Annotated in this window: 17 protein-coding genes; 12 read left to right on the top strand and 5 right to left on the bottom strand. The window is 41.0% G+C overall.

Annotated elements, in window-relative coordinates:
* Positions 1-9: 9 nt before the first annotated feature.
* From glyQ to SMI_RS07055, 3 genes are all read left to right on the top strand, one after another.
* Positions 10-927, top strand: coding sequence for a glycine--tRNA ligase subunit alpha (glyQ, locus tag SMI_RS07065; protein WP_000038753.1), 918 nt, complete (start codon positions 10-12; stop codon positions 925-927).
* 211 nt (positions 928-1138) lie between these two features.
* The gene (glyS, locus tag SMI_RS07060; protein WP_000164740.1) at positions 1139-3175 is read left to right on the top strand and encodes a glycine--tRNA ligase subunit beta; all 2037 of its coding nucleotides are present in this window, start codon (positions 1139-1141) and stop codon (positions 3173-3175) included.
* Between the two features lie 41 nt (positions 3176-3216).
* A complete protein-coding gene (locus SMI_RS07055) occupies positions 3217-3474 on the top strand; it encodes a DUF896 family protein (protein WP_000371280.1) in 258 nt (85 codons plus the stop codon).
* A gap of 115 nt (positions 3475-3589) precedes the next feature.
* Here the strand turns inward: SMI_RS07055 and SMI_RS07050 are convergent, their stop codons facing one another.
* Genes SMI_RS07050 through SMI_RS07040 form a run of 3 tightly spaced genes read right to left on the bottom strand, consistent with a single transcriptional unit; the run spans position 3590 to position 6441 of the window.
* Complete coding sequence (locus SMI_RS07050; protein WP_000673653.1) at positions 3590-4834, bottom strand: NAD(P)H-dependent oxidoreductase; 1245 nt, start codon at positions 4832-4834, stop codon at positions 3590-3592.
* An 18-nt stretch (positions 4835-4852) separates the two neighbouring features.
* Positions 4853-5458, bottom strand: coding sequence for an NADPH-dependent FMN reductase (locus SMI_RS07045; RefSeq protein WP_000040035.1), 606 nt, complete (start codon positions 5456-5458; stop codon positions 4853-4855).
* A 59-nt stretch (positions 5459-5517) separates the two neighbouring features.
* Complete coding sequence (locus tag SMI_RS07040) at positions 5518-6441, bottom strand: FAD:protein FMN transferase (protein ID WP_001131397.1); 924 nt, start codon at positions 6439-6441, stop codon at positions 5518-5520.
* Positions 6442-6748: 307 nt separating this feature from the next.
* On the opposite strand from SMI_RS07040, the gene nox reads away from it, so the two are divergent.
* The 3 genes from nox (at position 6749) to pdxT (ending at position 9734) form a co-directional block, all read left to right on the top strand.
* Positions 6749-8125, top strand: a complete 1377-nt coding sequence (nox, locus tag SMI_RS07035) for a H2O-forming NADH oxidase (protein ID WP_000036782.1) — start codon at positions 6749-6751, stop codon at positions 8123-8125.
* 151 nt (positions 8126-8276) lie between these two features.
* Complete coding sequence (pdxS, locus tag SMI_RS07030) at positions 8277-9152, top strand: pyridoxal 5'-phosphate synthase lyase subunit PdxS (protein WP_000138516.1); 876 nt, start codon at positions 8277-8279, stop codon at positions 9150-9152.
* On the top strand, positions 9153-9734 hold the full coding sequence (gene pdxT, locus SMI_RS07025) for a pyridoxal 5'-phosphate synthase glutaminase subunit PdxT (protein WP_000689963.1): 582 nt from the start codon (positions 9153-9155) through the stop codon (positions 9732-9734).
* Positions 9735-9754: 20 nt separating this feature from the next.
* On the opposite strand, the gene trhA is transcribed toward pdxT, so the two are convergent.
* Together trhA and SMI_RS07015 are read right to left on the bottom strand one after the other, a co-directional pair.
* A complete protein-coding gene (trhA, locus tag SMI_RS07020; protein WP_001098000.1) occupies positions 9755-10402 on the bottom strand; it encodes a PAQR family membrane homeostasis protein TrhA in 648 nt (215 codons plus the stop codon).
* Positions 10399-10845, bottom strand: coding sequence for a DUF1836 domain-containing protein (locus SMI_RS07015; protein ID WP_000648279.1), 447 nt, complete (start codon positions 10843-10845; stop codon positions 10399-10401). Before SMI_RS07015 ends, trhA begins: the two co-directional genes overlap by 4 nt.
* Positions 10846-10979: 134 nt before the next feature.
* Between SMI_RS07015 and SMI_RS07010 the strand changes: the two genes are divergently transcribed.
* The 6 genes from SMI_RS07010 (at position 10980) to SMI_RS06985 (ending at position 14357) form a co-directional block, all read left to right on the top strand.
* On the top strand, positions 10980-11474 hold the full coding sequence (locus tag SMI_RS07010) for a GNAT family N-acetyltransferase (RefSeq protein WP_000405836.1): 495 nt from the start codon (positions 10980-10982) through the stop codon (positions 11472-11474).
* Positions 11474-11992: a methylated-DNA--[protein]-cysteine S-methyltransferase gene (locus SMI_RS07005; protein ID WP_001170334.1), complete on the top strand. Its 519-nt coding sequence runs from the start codon at positions 11474-11476 to the stop codon at positions 11990-11992. The genes SMI_RS07010 and SMI_RS07005 overlap by 1 nt, the downstream gene beginning before the upstream one ends.
* Positions 11993-11997: 5 nt before the next feature.
* Positions 11998-12354: an arsenate reductase family protein gene (locus SMI_RS07000; RefSeq protein ID WP_000889097.1), complete on the top strand. Its 357-nt coding sequence runs from the start codon at positions 11998-12000 to the stop codon at positions 12352-12354.
* 157 nt (positions 12355-12511) lie between these two features.
* Positions 12512-13312, top strand: coding sequence for an amino acid ABC transporter permease (locus tag SMI_RS06995; RefSeq protein ID WP_001103449.1), 801 nt, complete (start codon positions 12512-12514; stop codon positions 13310-13312).
* Positions 13312-14055, top strand: coding sequence for an amino acid ABC transporter ATP-binding protein (locus SMI_RS06990; RefSeq protein WP_000590982.1), 744 nt, complete (start codon positions 13312-13314; stop codon positions 14053-14055). The genes SMI_RS06995 and SMI_RS06990 overlap by 1 nt, the downstream gene beginning before the upstream one ends.
* Before the next feature lie 77 nt (positions 14056-14132).
* Positions 14133-14357 (top strand): DUF4059 family protein, encoded by a 225-nt coding sequence (locus tag SMI_RS06985; RefSeq protein ID WP_000926599.1) that lies wholly within the window; start codon positions 14133-14135, stop codon positions 14355-14357.
* Positions 14358-14412 lie beyond the last annotated feature (55 nt).

Raw genomic sequence — 14412 nt, 5'->3', positions numbered from 1 at the left:
GAGAAAACAATGTCTAAAAAATTGACTTTCCAGGAAATCATCCTTACCTTGCAACAATTTTGGAATGACCAAGGTTGTATGCTTATGCAGGCTTATGACAATGAAAAAGGTGCGGGAACCATGAGTCCTTACACTTTTCTTCGTGCTATCGGACCTGAGCCATGGAATGCAGCGTATGTAGAGCCATCACGTCGTCCAGCTGACGGTCGTTACGGAGAAAATCCTAACCGTCTCTACCAACACCACCAATTCCAGGTTGTCATGAAGCCATCTCCATCAAACATCCAAGAACTTTACCTTAAGTCTTTGGAAAAATTGGGTATCAATCCTTTGGAACATGATATTCGTTTTGTTGAGGACAACTGGGAAAATCCATCAACTGGTTCAGCTGGTCTTGGTTGGGAAGTTTGGCTTGACGGTATGGAAATCACTCAGTTCACTTATTTCCAACAAGTTGGTGGATTGGCAACTGGCCCTGTGACTGCGGAAGTTACCTATGGTTTGGAGCGTTTGGCTTCTTACATCCAAGAAGTAGACTCTGTTTACGATATTGAGTGGGCTGATGGTGTAAAATACGGAGAAATCTTTATTCAGCCTGAGTACGAGCATTCAAAATATTCATTTGAAATTTCAGACCAAGAGATGTTGCTTGAAAACTTTGATAAGTTTGAAAAAGAAGCTGGTCGTGCCTTGGAAGAAGGCTTGGTACACCCTGCCTATGACTATGTTCTCAAATGTTCACACACCTTTAACCTGCTTGATGCGCGTGGTGCCGTATCTGTAACAGAGCGTGCAGGCTATATCGCTCGTATTCGTAACCTAGCCCGTGTCGTAGCCAAAACCTTTGTCGCAGAGCGCAAACGCCTAGGCTACCCACTTTTGGATGAAGAAACCCGAGCTAAACTCTTAGCAGAAGACGCGGAATAAAGAAAGTGACAAATTACGAAAATGGGCGAACAGTGTGAGCCCTGAACCAGTTGCCTCAGTGATGAAGGTATCCTTAGTGAGGCTAAGGATGCTAGGCAAAATTGGAGACTTTTGGCTCCAATTTTAGCAATGAAACAACGAAGTTGGTTGCTTGCGTGCCAATCACATAAGGCAAACTGGAAAATAAAAAGATACTTTTCGGAGAAAAAACATGACAAAAAACTTATTAGTAGAACTCGGTCTTGAAGAATTACCAGCCTATGTTGTTACGCCAAGTGAAAAACAACTAGGCGAAAAAATGGCCGCCTTCCTCAAGGAAAACCGCCTGTCTTTTGAAGCCATTCAAACCTTCTCAACACCACGTCGTTTGGCTGTTCGTGTAACTGGTCTTGCAGACAAACAGTCTGATTTGACAGAAGATTTCAAGGGGCCAGCAAAGAAAATTGCATTGGATAGTGATGGAAACTTCACCAAAGCTGCTCAAGGATTTGTCCGTGGCAAAGGTTTGACGGTTGAAGATATCGAATTCCGTGAAATCAAGGGTGAAGAATATGTCTATGTCACTAAGGAAGAAATTGGTCAAGCAGTTGAAGCCATTGTTCCAGGTGTTGTGGATGTCTTGAAGTCACTGACTTTCCCTGTCAGCATGCACTGGGCTGGAAATAGCTTTGAATACATTCGTCCTGTTCACACTTTAACTGTTCTTTTAGATGAAGAAGAGTTTGATTTGGATTTCCTTGATATCAAGGGAGGTCGTGTGAGCCGTGGTCATCGTTTCTTGGGGAAAGAAACCAAAATTCAGTCAGCCTTGAGCTATGAAGAAGACCTTCGTTCACAGTTTGTAATCGCAGATCCACGTGAACGTGAGCAAATGATTGTTGACCAAATCAAGGAAATTGAGGCAAAACATGGTGTACGTATTGAAATTGATGCGGATTTGCTTAATGAAGTCTTGAACTTGGTTGAATACCCAACTGCCTTTATGGGAAGTTTTGATGCCAAATACCTTGAAGTACCGGAAGAAGTTTTGGTGACTTCAATGAAGGAACACCAACGTTACTTTGTTGTTCGTGATCAAGACGGTAAACTCTTGCCAAACTTCATTTCTGTTCGTAACGGAAACGCAGAGTATTTGGAAAATGTTATCAAAGGAAATGAAAAAGTCTTGGTAGCCCGTTTGGAAGACGGAGAATTCTTCTGGCGTGAAGACCAAAAATTGGTTATTTCTGACCTTGTTGAAAAATTAAACAATGTCACCTTCCATGAGAAGATTGGTTCCCTTCGTGAACACATGATTCGTACGGGTCAGATTGCTATTCTCCTGGCAGAAAAAGCTGGTTTGTCAGCTGATGAAACGATTGACCTAGCCCGTGCAGCTGCTATTTACAAGTTTGACTTGTTGACAGGTATGGTTGGTGAGTTTGATGAACTACAAGGAATTATGGGTGAAAAATATGCCCTTCTTGCTGGGGAAACTCCAGCAGTTGCAGCTGCTATTCGTGAACACTACATGCCTACATCAGCCGAAGGCGAACTTCCAGAGAGCAAGGTTGGCGCAGTTCTAGCTATTGCAGACAAATTGGATACGATTTTGAGTTTCTTCTCAGTAGGTTTGATTCCATCAGGTTCTAATGACCCTTATGCCCTTCGTCGTGCAACCCAAGGTGTAGTTCGTATCTTGGATGCCTTTGGTTGGCACATTGCTATGGATGAGCTGATTGATAGCCTTTATGCTTTGACATTTGACAGCTTGACTTATGAAAATAAGACAGAGGTTATGGACTTTATCAAGGCTCGTGTTGATAAGATGATGGGCTCAACTCCAAAAGATATCAAGGAAGCGGTACTTGCAGGTTCAAACTTTGTTGTGGCGGAAATGTTGGAAGCAGCAAGTGCTCTCGTAGAAGCAAGCAAGGAAGAAGACTTCAAACCATCTGTTGAATCACTTTCTCGTGCCTTTAACTTGGCTGAGAAGGCAGAAGGAGTTGCTACAGTTGATTCGTCACTATTTGAAAATGACCAAGAGAAAGCTTTGGCAGAAGTTGTAGAGTCACTTGTTTTATCAGGTACTGCAAATCAACAATTGAACCACCTCTTTGCTCTTAGCCCAGTCATTGATGCCTTCTTTGAGAATACTATGGTTATGGCTGAAGACGAGGCAGTCCGTCAAAATCGTTTGGCAATCTTGTCTCATTTAACTCAAAAAGCAGCTAAGCTTGCTCGTTTTAACCAAATTAATACTAAATAAAATTTGATAAACGGACTTTATCTTATCACAAAGGAGAAGAAATGGATCCGAAAAAAATTGCTCGTATCAATGAGCTAGCTAAAAAGAAAAAAGCAGAAGGCTTGACACCGGAAGAGAAAGTGGAACAAGCCAAACTACGTGAGGAGTACATCGAAGGTTATCGTCGCGCTGTTCGTCACCACATTGAAGGAATCAAAATTGTTGACGAAGAAGGAAACGATGTTACACCAGAAAAATTACGCCAAGTACAACGTGAAAAAGGGTTACATGGCCGTAGTCTCGATGATCCAAATTCATAATAAGTATTCTTTCTTTTAACAAAGATAGATGAAATCATAATCAAAAGACTAGCAGACACAAACTGCTAGTCTTTTGTCACTAAAAAAGGAACCAAAATGGTTCCTAAAACTGTTATTAGTTGCTTGCTCCAGATGTAGCGTCTGCACCACCACCGTGGCCTCCAGCCTCACCTGCATCAGAAGCTCCAGATGTAGCATCTGCATCACCGTGACCATGTCCGCCAGCAGGAGCTGCAGCATTTCCACCAACTAGACGTTGACCAGTTGTATTGAGGTACCAATCAAGCCATGGTTGGAAGTTGAAGACTATTTCATTGATACCAGCGTATGATCCATCAGGATAGTACATAGCTTGATAGTTGTGAGTATTGATAACCCCTGCAGGAGATCCAGGAACGATTGTACGAACATATTCTTGATCACCATTACGCAGTACACCGACAACCCATTCAACATTTTTCATACGTCCACCGGGAAGTGAGTTATGGACAGTTGAGAGACGGTTACCAGATTGAGATGGTACACGTTTAGCAAACATGGTGTTTGGATCTTGGTGAACATTATTGTAGTATAAGAATTGGTTGTTATCATCTGCAAATGTCAACTCAAATGGCATTGCTTTCAAGAACATATCGATTTGGTTAACAGTTAAGATACCATGATCTAGTTTGACATAGGTATCACCTGAAACCGCACCAGTAATTTCAGCAACTTTTTCAACCCATTCTGGATCATCGGGATCAACTTCTGTGATTGTGGTAGCAATTGGTCTGCCACAATCCAAATCTTCTGGTTCAATTGGTTTTGGTTTTTTCAATTTTGAAACAACTCCTACATATTTTACAAAATTATCCAAGCAAGTTTCGAGGAATTTAACTGTTCCGTCATTTGTAATATTCCCATCAACATCAAAGGCTTCCTTAGCTTTACCAAGAAGGAATTCGTTTCCAGGAAGTGTATAGGCATTGACACCTGGAGCGTCAAGAATCTTACGAAGGTGAACTTGGGCACGAGAAGTACCTTGATCATAGTAAGAAGCTCCCACAATCATAACTGGTTTGTTTTCAAATGGATGAACCTCGTATGAAAGCCATTCAAGAACTGATTTAAGAGAAGCTGAGATTGTGTGGTTGTGCTCAGGAGTAGCAATAATGACACCATCAGCACGCGTAATTCTGTTATACAAGAGACGCAATTGGAAGCTTTCGTCCCATTTTTCGTCCTGGTTAAACATTGGAACTTCGTCAATTTCAAGGACTTCTAATTCAAATTTGAGTTTGAAGTGACGACGGATGAATTCCAAGAGTTTACGGTTATATGATTGATCGTAGTTTGATCCTACAAGTCCAACAAATTTCATTCTTTTTGGTCTCCTATCTTACAAATTTTCCCAGTCAAAGTCTTCAGCATCTTTGCGAAGTAGTGCTTGTGCGTTACGCAATTTTTCTGTGATTTTTACAAAGATACGGAAGTCGTCAAAAGTAGCATCCAGTTTTTTGATAACATCAAGATCTACTAGATCACCACTTGGGTTGAAGGCTTGAAGTGAATGTGAAAGCAAGAATTCATCAGGAAGGACACTTGCTTTGATTTCTGGAGCATTCAAGATTTGGCGAAGTTGTAATTGGGCACGTGATGAACCAAGCGTACCGTAAGAAGCACCTGTAATCATGATTGGTTTGTTCAAGAGTGGGTAAATACCGTAAGACAACCAAGCAAGAGCGCTCATCAAAACAGCTGGAATAGAGTGGTCATACTCAGGAGTACCGATAATAACGCCATCAGCCTCTTCAATTTTGGCAGCAATTTCTAGAATTTCAGCAGGTACTTGCTTATCAGCTGGTTTATTGAAGACAGGAATGTCCTTAATTTCAACAAGTTCAATTTCAGCTTTTTCAGCAAAGTGTTTTTGCATGTATTGAAGCAATTGGCGGTTTGTAGAACGTTTTGAATTTGTTCCAACAATAGCAATAAGTTTTGACATGAGATTTCCTTTCTCTTTTTACATAATACGATTTTAAAACTCCATTGAAACAGTTGTCTCTATAGAGTAGGAATTCCTGAAGAACAACTGAGGTGACCTTCTTTATCAATCAGAATTGCTTCGATGCCCTCCAAACTTTCGACTTGCCAGAGGATAGAAGCAGGTCTTTCTCCAAATAAACGAGTTGTCCAGATTTCACCATCAACTGACTTATCAGAGATGATTGTAAGACTAGCGAGTTCCGTTTCAACAGGATATCCTGTTTGGCTGTCAAAAATATGATGGTAATCTTTTCCATCGACAGTCAGGTGACGTTCATAAATGCCTGAAGTTACGACAGATTGATTGACAACGGGGATTGTCATTAAGTGATTTCCCCTCGGATTGGCTGGGTCTTGAATCCCGATTTGCCAATCTTGATCCCCTCTTGCCTGATTTTTTCCAATGGTCAGGATATTCCCTCCCAGATTGATCAAGGCAGATGTCACCCCCTCTTCTCTAAGAAATTGGGCAACCTTATCCGCACTATAACCCTTGGCTAAACAACCAAGATCGATCTTCATTCCTTTCTGTTTCAAGAACACAGTGGAAGCAGAAGAGTCTAACTCGATATCATGAGGATTGATTAAAGGGAGCACCGATTCAATTTCTTGAGGTTGGGCCACTTTGGCGTCTGAAAAACCGATGCGCCAGGTCTGAATCAAGGGACCAATGCTGATGTTGAGATGACTAGAGGGCGCTAGGCTATGCTCTAATCCAAGTGAAATCAATTCAAACAAATCAGGATGAACTTTGACTGGAGCTATTCCAGCTTGATAATTGATTTCCATCAACTCTGATTCTTGACTATTGGCATTGAAGCGGTATTCAAGCTCTTTAAGCAAATCAAAGGATTTTTGGAGCAAGATATCAGCTCGCTCATCCACTAATGAAATAGTGATAGTGGTTCCCATTAGGCGTTCAGAATGTGAACTAAGAGGCAAGCTACCAACTCCTTTCTCTTATGAAAAGAAGGTTGAAATATAGTAAATTTATGAAAAATGAACCCCTTACATTTTCTTTCCATGATACTAGCATACCATAAAGTCAGCGTTTTCACAAATAAAATTTGTAAAGATGTCAAGAAGTATGCTCAAGAAATGAAGAAAAATTGCAAGAATCCGTGTTAAGATACAGATTATTTACAATTTTTTACAAAAAAATAGGAAAAATCAGCCAAACTCTTGTAAACGCTAACAGTAAATGTTATACTAGAAGAGTAAATTTAAAAATGAAGGTAGGAATTTTTCTATGAGTAAAATCGTTGTAGTTGGTGCTAACCACGCTGGTACAGCATGTATTAATACTATGTTGGATAATTTTGGCAATGAGAACGAAATCGTTGTATTTGACCAAAACTCTAACATCTCTTTCCTAGGATGTGGAATGGCCCTTTGGATTGGTGAACAAATCGACGGTGCTGAAGGCTTGTTCTATTCTGATAAAGAAAAATTGGAAGCTAAAGGTGCTAAGGTTTACATGAACTCACCAGTTCTTTCAATCGACTATGATAACAAAGTAGTTACAGCAGAAGTTGAAGGGAAAGAGCACAAAGAATCATACGAGAAATTGATTTTCGCTACAGGTTCTACACCAATCTTGCCACCAATCGAAGGTGTTGAAATTGTTAAAGGAAACCGCGAATTTAAAGCAACTCTTGAAAATGTACAATTCGTTAAATTGTACCAAAACGCTGAAGAAGTTATCAATAAACTTGCTGACAAGAGCCAGCACCTTGACCGTATCGCCGTTGTTGGTGGTGGTTACATCGGTGTTGAACTTGCTGAAGCCTTTGAACGTCTTGGAAAAGAAGTTGTCCTTGTTGATATTGTTGATACTGTCTTGAACGGTTACTATGACAAAGACTTCACACAAATGATGGCGAAGAACTTGGAAGACCACAACATCCGCTTGGCGCTTGGTCAAACTGTTAAAGCAATTGAGGGTGACGGTAAAGTAGAACGTTTGATTACTGATAAAGAAACTTTCGATGTGGATATGGTTATCCTTGCAGTTGGTTTCCGTCCAAACACAGCTCTTGCTGACGGCAAGATTGAACTCTTCCGCAACGGTGCCTTCCTTGTAGACAAGAAACAAGAAACTTCACTTCCTGGTGTATTTGCTGTTGGTGATTGTGCGACTGTTTATGACAACGCTCGTAAAGACACTAGCTACATCGCGCTTGCTTCAAACGCTGTTCGTACTGGTATCGTTGGTGCCTACAATGCTTGTGGACATGAATTGGAAGGTATCGGTGTTCAAGGTTCAAACGGTATCTCTATCTACGGTCTTCACATGGTTTCAACTGGTTTGACTCTTGAAAAAGCGAAAGCTGCTGGTTACAATGCAACTGAAACAGGCTTTAACGATCTTCAAAAACCAGAATTCATGAAGCATGACAACCATGAAGTTGCCATCAAGATTGTCTTTGACAAAGATAGCCGTGAAATTCTTGGTGCACAAATGGTTTCACACGATTCTGCAATCAGCATGGGAATCCACATGTTCTCACTTGCTATCCAAGAGCATGTACAATTGATAAATGGCCTTACAGACCTATTCTTCTTGCCACACTTCAACAAACCATACAACTACATCACAATGGCTGCCCTTACAGCTGAAAAATAAAAATGATGAACTATCTGGCCTTAAGTTAAGGTCAGATAGTTTTTTTAGTCAATGTGTACCCATACAATTATGATTTTTTTATCTTGTGATTCATTCTGTTCTAACTTAAAATGAAAAGGTAGCTACCAATACAAATAATGAGGATAAAGAAATGACTGAAAATCGTTATGAATTAAATAAAAACTTGGCACAGATGCTCAAGGGCGGTGTTATCATGGACGTTCAGAACCCTGAACAAGCCCGTATTGCAGAGGCTGCTGGTGCGGCAGCTGTGATGGCCTTGGAACGAATTCCGGCTGATATTCGTGCGGCTGGTGGAGTTTCCCGCATGAGTGATCCAAAGATGATTAAGGAAATCCAAGAAGCGGTTAGTATTCCAGTAATGGCTAAGGTCAGAATCGGGCATTTTGTGGAAGCTCAGATTTTAGAGGCTATTGAAATTGACTATATCGACGAGAGTGAAGTTCTATCGCCAGCTGACGACCGTTTCCATGTGGACAAGAAAGAATTCCAAGTTCCTTTTGTCTGTGGGGCTAAGGACTTGGGTGAAGCCTTGCGTCGTATCGCTGAAGGTGCTTCCATGATTCGTACCAAAGGAGAACCGGGTACAGGGGATATCGTCCAAGCCGTTCGCCATATGCGCATGATGAATCAGGAAATTCGCCGCATTCAAAATCTACGCGAGGACGAACTTTATGTTGCTGCCAAGGACTTGCAAGTCCCTGTAGAATTGGTTCAATATGTCCATGAACATGGAAAATTGCCAGTTGTAAACTTTGCGGCTGGAGGTGTTGCAACGCCAGCAGATGCTGCGCTGATGATGCAATTAGGGGCAGAAGGTGTATTTGTCGGTTCAGGTATTTTCAAATCAGAAGATCCTGTTAAACGAGCGAGTGCCATTGTTAAGGCTGTGACTAACTTCCGTAATCCTAAAATCCTAGCTCAAATCTCTGAAGATTTAGGAGAAGCCATGGTTGGTATCAATGAAAATGAAATCCAAATCCTCATGGCTGAGCGAGGAAAATAGATGAAAATTGGAATATTGGCCTTGCAAGGTGCCTTTGCAGAGCATGCAAAAGTACTAGAGCAATTAGGTGTTGAGAGTGTTGAAATCAGAAATCTAGATGATTTTCAGAAACATCAGAGTGACTTGTCGGGTTTGATTTTGCCTGGTGGGGAATCTACAACCATGGGCAAGCTCTTACGTGAGCAGGACATGATGATTCCCATTCGAGAAGCCATTCTATCTGGTTTACCAGCCTTTGGAACCTGCGCGGGCTTAATTCTCTTAGCTAAAGAAATTTCTTCTCAGAAAGAAAGTCATCTTGGAACTATGGATATGGTGGTCGAGCGCAATGCCTATGGGCGCCAATTAGGAAGTTTCTACACGGAAGCAGAATGTAAGGGAGTCGGTCAGATTCCAATGACTTTTATTCGCGGTCCGATTATCAGCAGTGTTGGGCAGGGTGTAGAAATTTTAGCAAGAGTTGATAATCAAATCGTTGCAGCCCAAGAAAAAAATATGCTGGTAACCTCTTTTCATCCGGAATTGACTGATGATGTGCGTTTGCACCAGTACTTTATCAATATGTGTAAAGAAAAAAGTTGAGACTGAGTTTCTCAACTTTTTTACATGTAATAAACAATGGCGATGTATTGGAGGGCAGATGCGGCTAGGATAAAAAGATGCCAAATCATGTGGAAATAAGGTTTCTTCTTGGCGTAAAATCCAGCTCCAACTGTATAACAAAGTCCGCCAGTTACCATGAGACTCCAGAAAATTGGCGTTGTTTGACTGATAATGGCAGGAATGATAGCTAAAACCAACCAGCCCATAATCAGGTAAAGAGCAAGGCTAAATTTCTCATTGACTTTTTTAGCAAAGATTTTATAGAGAATACCAAAGATGGTCGTTCCCCACTGGATGGCAATAATTAGATAGCCAAACCAGTTATTCATCAAGGTTAAGACGACGGGCGTGTATGAGCCTGCAATAGCAACATAAATCATAGAATGGTCGATGATCCGCAAGACATATTTATGGGTCGAACCATAAGCCATAGAGTGATAAATGGTGGATGATAGAAACATGAGAAAGAGACTAATAACGAAAATGGAAACGCCGATAGATGATAAAAATCCGTGTGTCTCATAACTATAGGTGGATGAAATAGGCAGCAAGATAAGCATGATGACGGCACCCACAGCATGGGTCACGCTATTAGCAATTTCCTCTCCAAAACTGAGTTGTTTGCTGAGTTTAAGACTAGTGTTCATCGGATTACCTCCTCTTGAGTATGATGGATTAAGTCTAGAGCTTGATGAAAGAGTTTAACGGTTTGGCAGCTGGTTTGGATAATGGGGTTAGCTGGGTCAATTCCTTGGTTCATGTAGTCCACAAAAGCATCATAGAGTTGGTCTGAACTTGCTTGACTTTGCAGAGTATTCAGTGTCTGAGCTATTTCTTGAATAGAGAATACCGACTTGAGGGTTGTGATAGCAATCAAACGGGCAATCTGTTGGCGTTGGTATTTTTTCTTGTCAGGCTTTGTCAGGTAACCATGTTTAACATAATTGTTAACCATAGATGCTGTTAGGCCCTTGTCCTTATCTGGAGAGACAGGGGCGCAGACCTGATTGACATATAGTAAAACCTGGTCCAGATAGAGGTCAATGTTTGGAATTTCTGCCCATTTTGGGTAGGAAAAGGTAGCTTTCATTTTCAACTCCTTTTTATCTAGTTTTAATAACTAGATTATAAAATAATAAAAACAGAAAGTCAAGTTTTAACTGCTTGTAGAAAGACTTAAATTATGCTATGATGGGAGAAACTAGTCAGAAATGAGGAGAAAAGATGGAGATTCGTTTAGCTTTTCCAAATGAAGTAGATGCTATTATGCAGGTGATGGAGGATGCTAAGAAATGTTTAGCAGAAGCTGGTAGTGACCAGTGGCAAAATGGTTATCCAAATGCTGATATTATTATTGAGGATATAATCTCAGGACAAGCATACGTAGCCTTGGAAGAGGGAGAACTACTAGCCTATGCTGCTGTGACCAAGAGTCCAGAGGAGGCCTATGAAGCCATTTATGAGGGCAACTGGCAAGCTGGAGAGTCAGAGTACCTAGTCTTTCATCGTATCGCTGTGGCAGCAGATGTCCAGGGACAAGGAGTGGCTCAAACCTTTTTAGAGGGCTTGATTGAAGGTTTTGATTATCTAGATTTTCGCTCAGATACGCATGTTGCAAACAAGGCCATGCAACATATTTTTGAAAAACTTGGTTTTAAACAGGTCGGTAAGGTACCAGTAGATGGTGAACGCTTGGCCTATCAAAAATTAAAGAAATAATGCAAAAGAAGTATGCCAAAATGCTCTATTCTTCGCCAATTGGCTTCCTTTCTCTCGTAGCTGATGACCAATATCTGTATGGAATTTGGGTACAGGACCAGAAGCATTTTGAGAGGGGGCTAGGAGATGAAACGATAGAAGAAGTTGCTAGCCATCCTATTTTAGACTCCGTTATTGCTTGCTTAGATGATTACTTTAAAGGCAGGTATCAGGATTTATCCAACTTACCTTTGGCTCCAATCGGTACGGATTTTGAAAAGCGAGTTTGGTCCTATTTACAGGGAATTCCTTATGGTCAGACAGTGACCTATGGACAAATAGCTCAAGACCTGCAAGTGGCTTCTGCTCAAGCAATTGGTGGAGCTGTAGGACGAAATCCTTGGTCCATCCTAGTACCTTGTCATCGGGTGCTAGGAGCTGGCAAGCGTCTGACAGGTTATGCTGCAGGAGTGGAAAAGAAAGCCTGGCTCTTGGAGCATGAAGGCGTAGGTTTTAAAGATATAAATAATAGAAAGTGAAAGACATGTTAGAATTTATCGAATACCCAAAATGTTCAACTTGTAAAAAAGCAAAACAAGAATTAAATCAACTCGGTGTGGACTATAAAGTCGTCCATATCGTAGAAGAAACACCTAGTCAAGAAGTCATTTTAAACTGGCTAGAAACCTCAGGGTTCGAGCTAAAGCAATTTTTCAACACCAGTGGAATCAAATACCGTGAATTGGGGCTGAAAGATAAGGTAGGAAGTCTGTCAAACCAAGAAGCAGCTGAGTTGCTAGCAAGTGACGGTATGTTGTTAAAACGACCGATTTTAGTAGAAAATGGAACTGTTAAGCAAATCGGTTATCGAAAAGCTTACGAAGAATTGGGATTGAGATAGTTTTTACTTATCTCTTTGATAGATAAAATATATAGCCTCCCTGTTTCAAAGTATGATAAACTAGTAGGTAGACAAAGTCTGTATCTGACCGTAGCAAATAATTTCATTGACGGCAGAAGTATGGTAGAATGAATCATTATCAGGAGAGGATGTTTTTATGAATGTTACAACGATTTTAGCATCAGATTGGTACCAAAACTTGATGCAATTGATTCCAGATGGCAAGCTGTTTAGCCTGCGTTCGGTCTTTGATGGAATCCCTAGAATTGTCCAACAACTGCCAACAACGATTATGTTGACAATTGGTGGTGCCCTTTTTGGCTTGGTTTTGGCGCTTCTTTTTGCCATTGTGAAAATCAATCGTGTCAAGATTTTATATCCCTTGCAGGCCTTCTTTGTTAGCTTCTTAAAAGGGACACCGATTTTGGTGCAACTTATGTTGACCTACTACGGAATTCCTTTGGCTCTAAAAGCTCTCAATCAGCAATGGGGGACTGGTCTCAATATCAATGCTATTCCAGCTGCAGCTTTTGCGATTGTTGCCTTTGCTTTTAATGAGGCGGCTTATGCCAGTGAAACCATTCGTGCAGCCATTCTCTCAGTCAATCCTGGTGAGATTGAGGCGGCACGTAGTTTGGGTATGACTCGAGCGCAAGTTTATCGTCGAGTGATTATTCCAAATGCAGCCGTTGTGGCGACTCCAACCTTAATCAATTCCCTAATCGGTTTGACCAAGGGAACTTCCCTAGCCTTCAGTGCGGGTGTTGTGGAAGTCTTTGCCCAAGCTCAGATTCTAGGTGGAGCTGATTATCGTTACTTTGAGAGATTCATCTCTGTAGCCCTTGTTTATTGGGTAGTCAATATCGGAATTGAAAGTCTTGGTCGTTTCATTGAGAGAAAAATGGCTATTTCTGCACCCGATACAGTGCAAACAGATGTGAAAGGAGACCTTCGTTAATGATTAAGATTTCGAATTTAAGCAAATCCTTTTCAGGACAGACTGTCTTGGATCATCTGAACTTGGATATTCAAAAAGGGGAAGTTGTAGCCTTGATTGGTTCTTCAGGAGCTGGAAAATCAACTTTCCTTCGTAGTCTCAATTATCTTGAAACACCTGACAGTGGCTCTATTCAAATTGATGATTTTTCAGTTGATTTTTCTAAAATCACTCAAGAAGAAATCCTCGCCCTTCGTCGTAAGTTGTCTATGGTTTTTCAGCAGTTTAATTTGTTTGAACGCCGCACAGCACTTGATAATGTGAAAGAAGGCTTGGTTGTCGTCAAGAAATTATCTGACCAAGAAGCGACTAAGATTGCCAAGGAAGAGTTGGCTAAGGTTGGGCTTTCTGACCGTGAAAACCATTACCCTCGCCATTTATCAGGTGGACAAAAGCAACGAGTTGCTCTAGCGCGTGCCCTTGCTATGAAACCAGATGTCTTGCTTTTAGATGAACCAACTTCAGCCCTTGACCCAGAATTGGTTGGTGAAGTAGAGAAGTCTATTGCAGATGCTGCTAAGTCAGGTCAAACCATGATTTTGGTTAGTCATGACATGTCCTTTGTAGCCCAAGTTGCTGATAAGATTCTCTTCTTAGATAAGGGGAAAATCATTGAGTCTGGAACACCGGATGAGATTATCCACCATCCTAAAGAAGAACGAACAAAAGAATTCTTCGCTAGTTACAAACGGACTTATATTTGATATAATAGATAAAGGAAAACTCAGTTAGCTGGACTAGCTGAGTTTACTCTTTAAAAAAGATAGAAATGAGAGAAATCATGCTACTGCAACTATTTTCTTTATATTTCGAGAGTTTGATCTTGACCACCATCCTCGTCCTGATTTTTTTAGGGATTTGGATTGGACTGAGAGCCATGTCGGGAGTGGATAAGACAGCCAAGGCTCGCCAAGCCCATCTCTATGATATGATTATGATTGGAGTCTTGGTTGTTCCAGTATTATCCTTTGCGGTTATGAGTTTAATTCTTGTCTTCAAGGCATAATCCTTGCTTGATTGACAAGAAAGAGTTAGAATAAAGATAGTTACAACAAGAAAGA

The sequence above is a fragment of the Streptococcus mitis B6 genome, assembly GCF_000027165.1.
In the GTDB taxonomy this organism is placed as follows: Bacteria; Bacillota; Bacilli; order Lactobacillales; family Streptococcaceae; genus Streptococcus; species Streptococcus mitis_AR.
This window is presented reverse-complemented; position numbering and strand designations above follow the sequence as displayed.

Excerpts from the sequence above, each read along its gene's own strand:
- SMI_RS07045 (WP_000040035.1), bottom strand. The coding sequence starts at position 5,458 with ATGTCAAAACTTATTGCTATTGTTGGAACAAATTCAAAACGTTCTACA.
- SMI_RS07005 (WP_001170334.1), top strand. The coding sequence starts at position 11,474 with ATGCAAAAGAAGTATGCCAAAATGCTCTATTCTTCGCCAATTGGCTTC.
- pdxT (WP_000689963.1), top strand. The coding sequence starts at position 9,153 with ATGAAAATTGGAATATTGGCCTTGCAAGGTGCCTTTGCAGAGCATGCA.
- glyQ (WP_000038753.1), top strand. The coding sequence starts at position 10 with ATGTCTAAAAAATTGACTTTCCAGGAAATCATCCTTACCTTGCAACAA.
- SMI_RS07015 (WP_000648279.1), bottom strand. The coding sequence starts at position 10,845 with ATGAAAGCTACCTTTTCCTACCCAAAATGGGCAGAAATTCCAAACATT.
- pdxS (WP_000138516.1), top strand. The coding sequence starts at position 8,277 with ATGACTGAAAATCGTTATGAATTAAATAAAAACTTGGCACAGATGCTC.
- SMI_RS07010 (WP_000405836.1), top strand. The coding sequence starts at position 10,980 with ATGGAGATTCGTTTAGCTTTTCCAAATGAAGTAGATGCTATTATGCAG.
- SMI_RS07055 (WP_000371280.1), top strand. The coding sequence starts at position 3,217 with ATGGATCCGAAAAAAATTGCTCGTATCAATGAGCTAGCTAAAAAGAAA.
- glyS (WP_000164740.1), top strand. The coding sequence starts at position 1,139 with ATGACAAAAAACTTATTAGTAGAACTCGGTCTTGAAGAATTACCAGCC.
- SMI_RS07050 (WP_000673653.1), bottom strand. The coding sequence starts at position 4,834 with ATGAAATTTGTTGGACTTGTAGGATCAAACTACGATCAATCATATAAC.
- trhA (WP_001098000.1), bottom strand. The coding sequence starts at position 10,402 with ATGAACACTAGTCTTAAACTCAGCAAACAACTCAGTTTTGGAGAGGAA.
- SMI_RS06985 (WP_000926599.1), top strand. The coding sequence starts at position 14,133 with ATGCTACTGCAACTATTTTCTTTATATTTCGAGAGTTTGATCTTGACC.
- SMI_RS07000 (WP_000889097.1), top strand. The coding sequence starts at position 11,998 with ATGTTAGAATTTATCGAATACCCAAAATGTTCAACTTGTAAAAAAGCA.
- nox (WP_000036782.1), top strand. The coding sequence starts at position 6,749 with ATGAGTAAAATCGTTGTAGTTGGTGCTAACCACGCTGGTACAGCATGT.
- SMI_RS06990 (WP_000590982.1), top strand. The coding sequence starts at position 13,312 with ATGATTAAGATTTCGAATTTAAGCAAATCCTTTTCAGGACAGACTGTC.
- SMI_RS06995 (WP_001103449.1), top strand. The coding sequence starts at position 12,512 with ATGAATGTTACAACGATTTTAGCATCAGATTGGTACCAAAACTTGATG.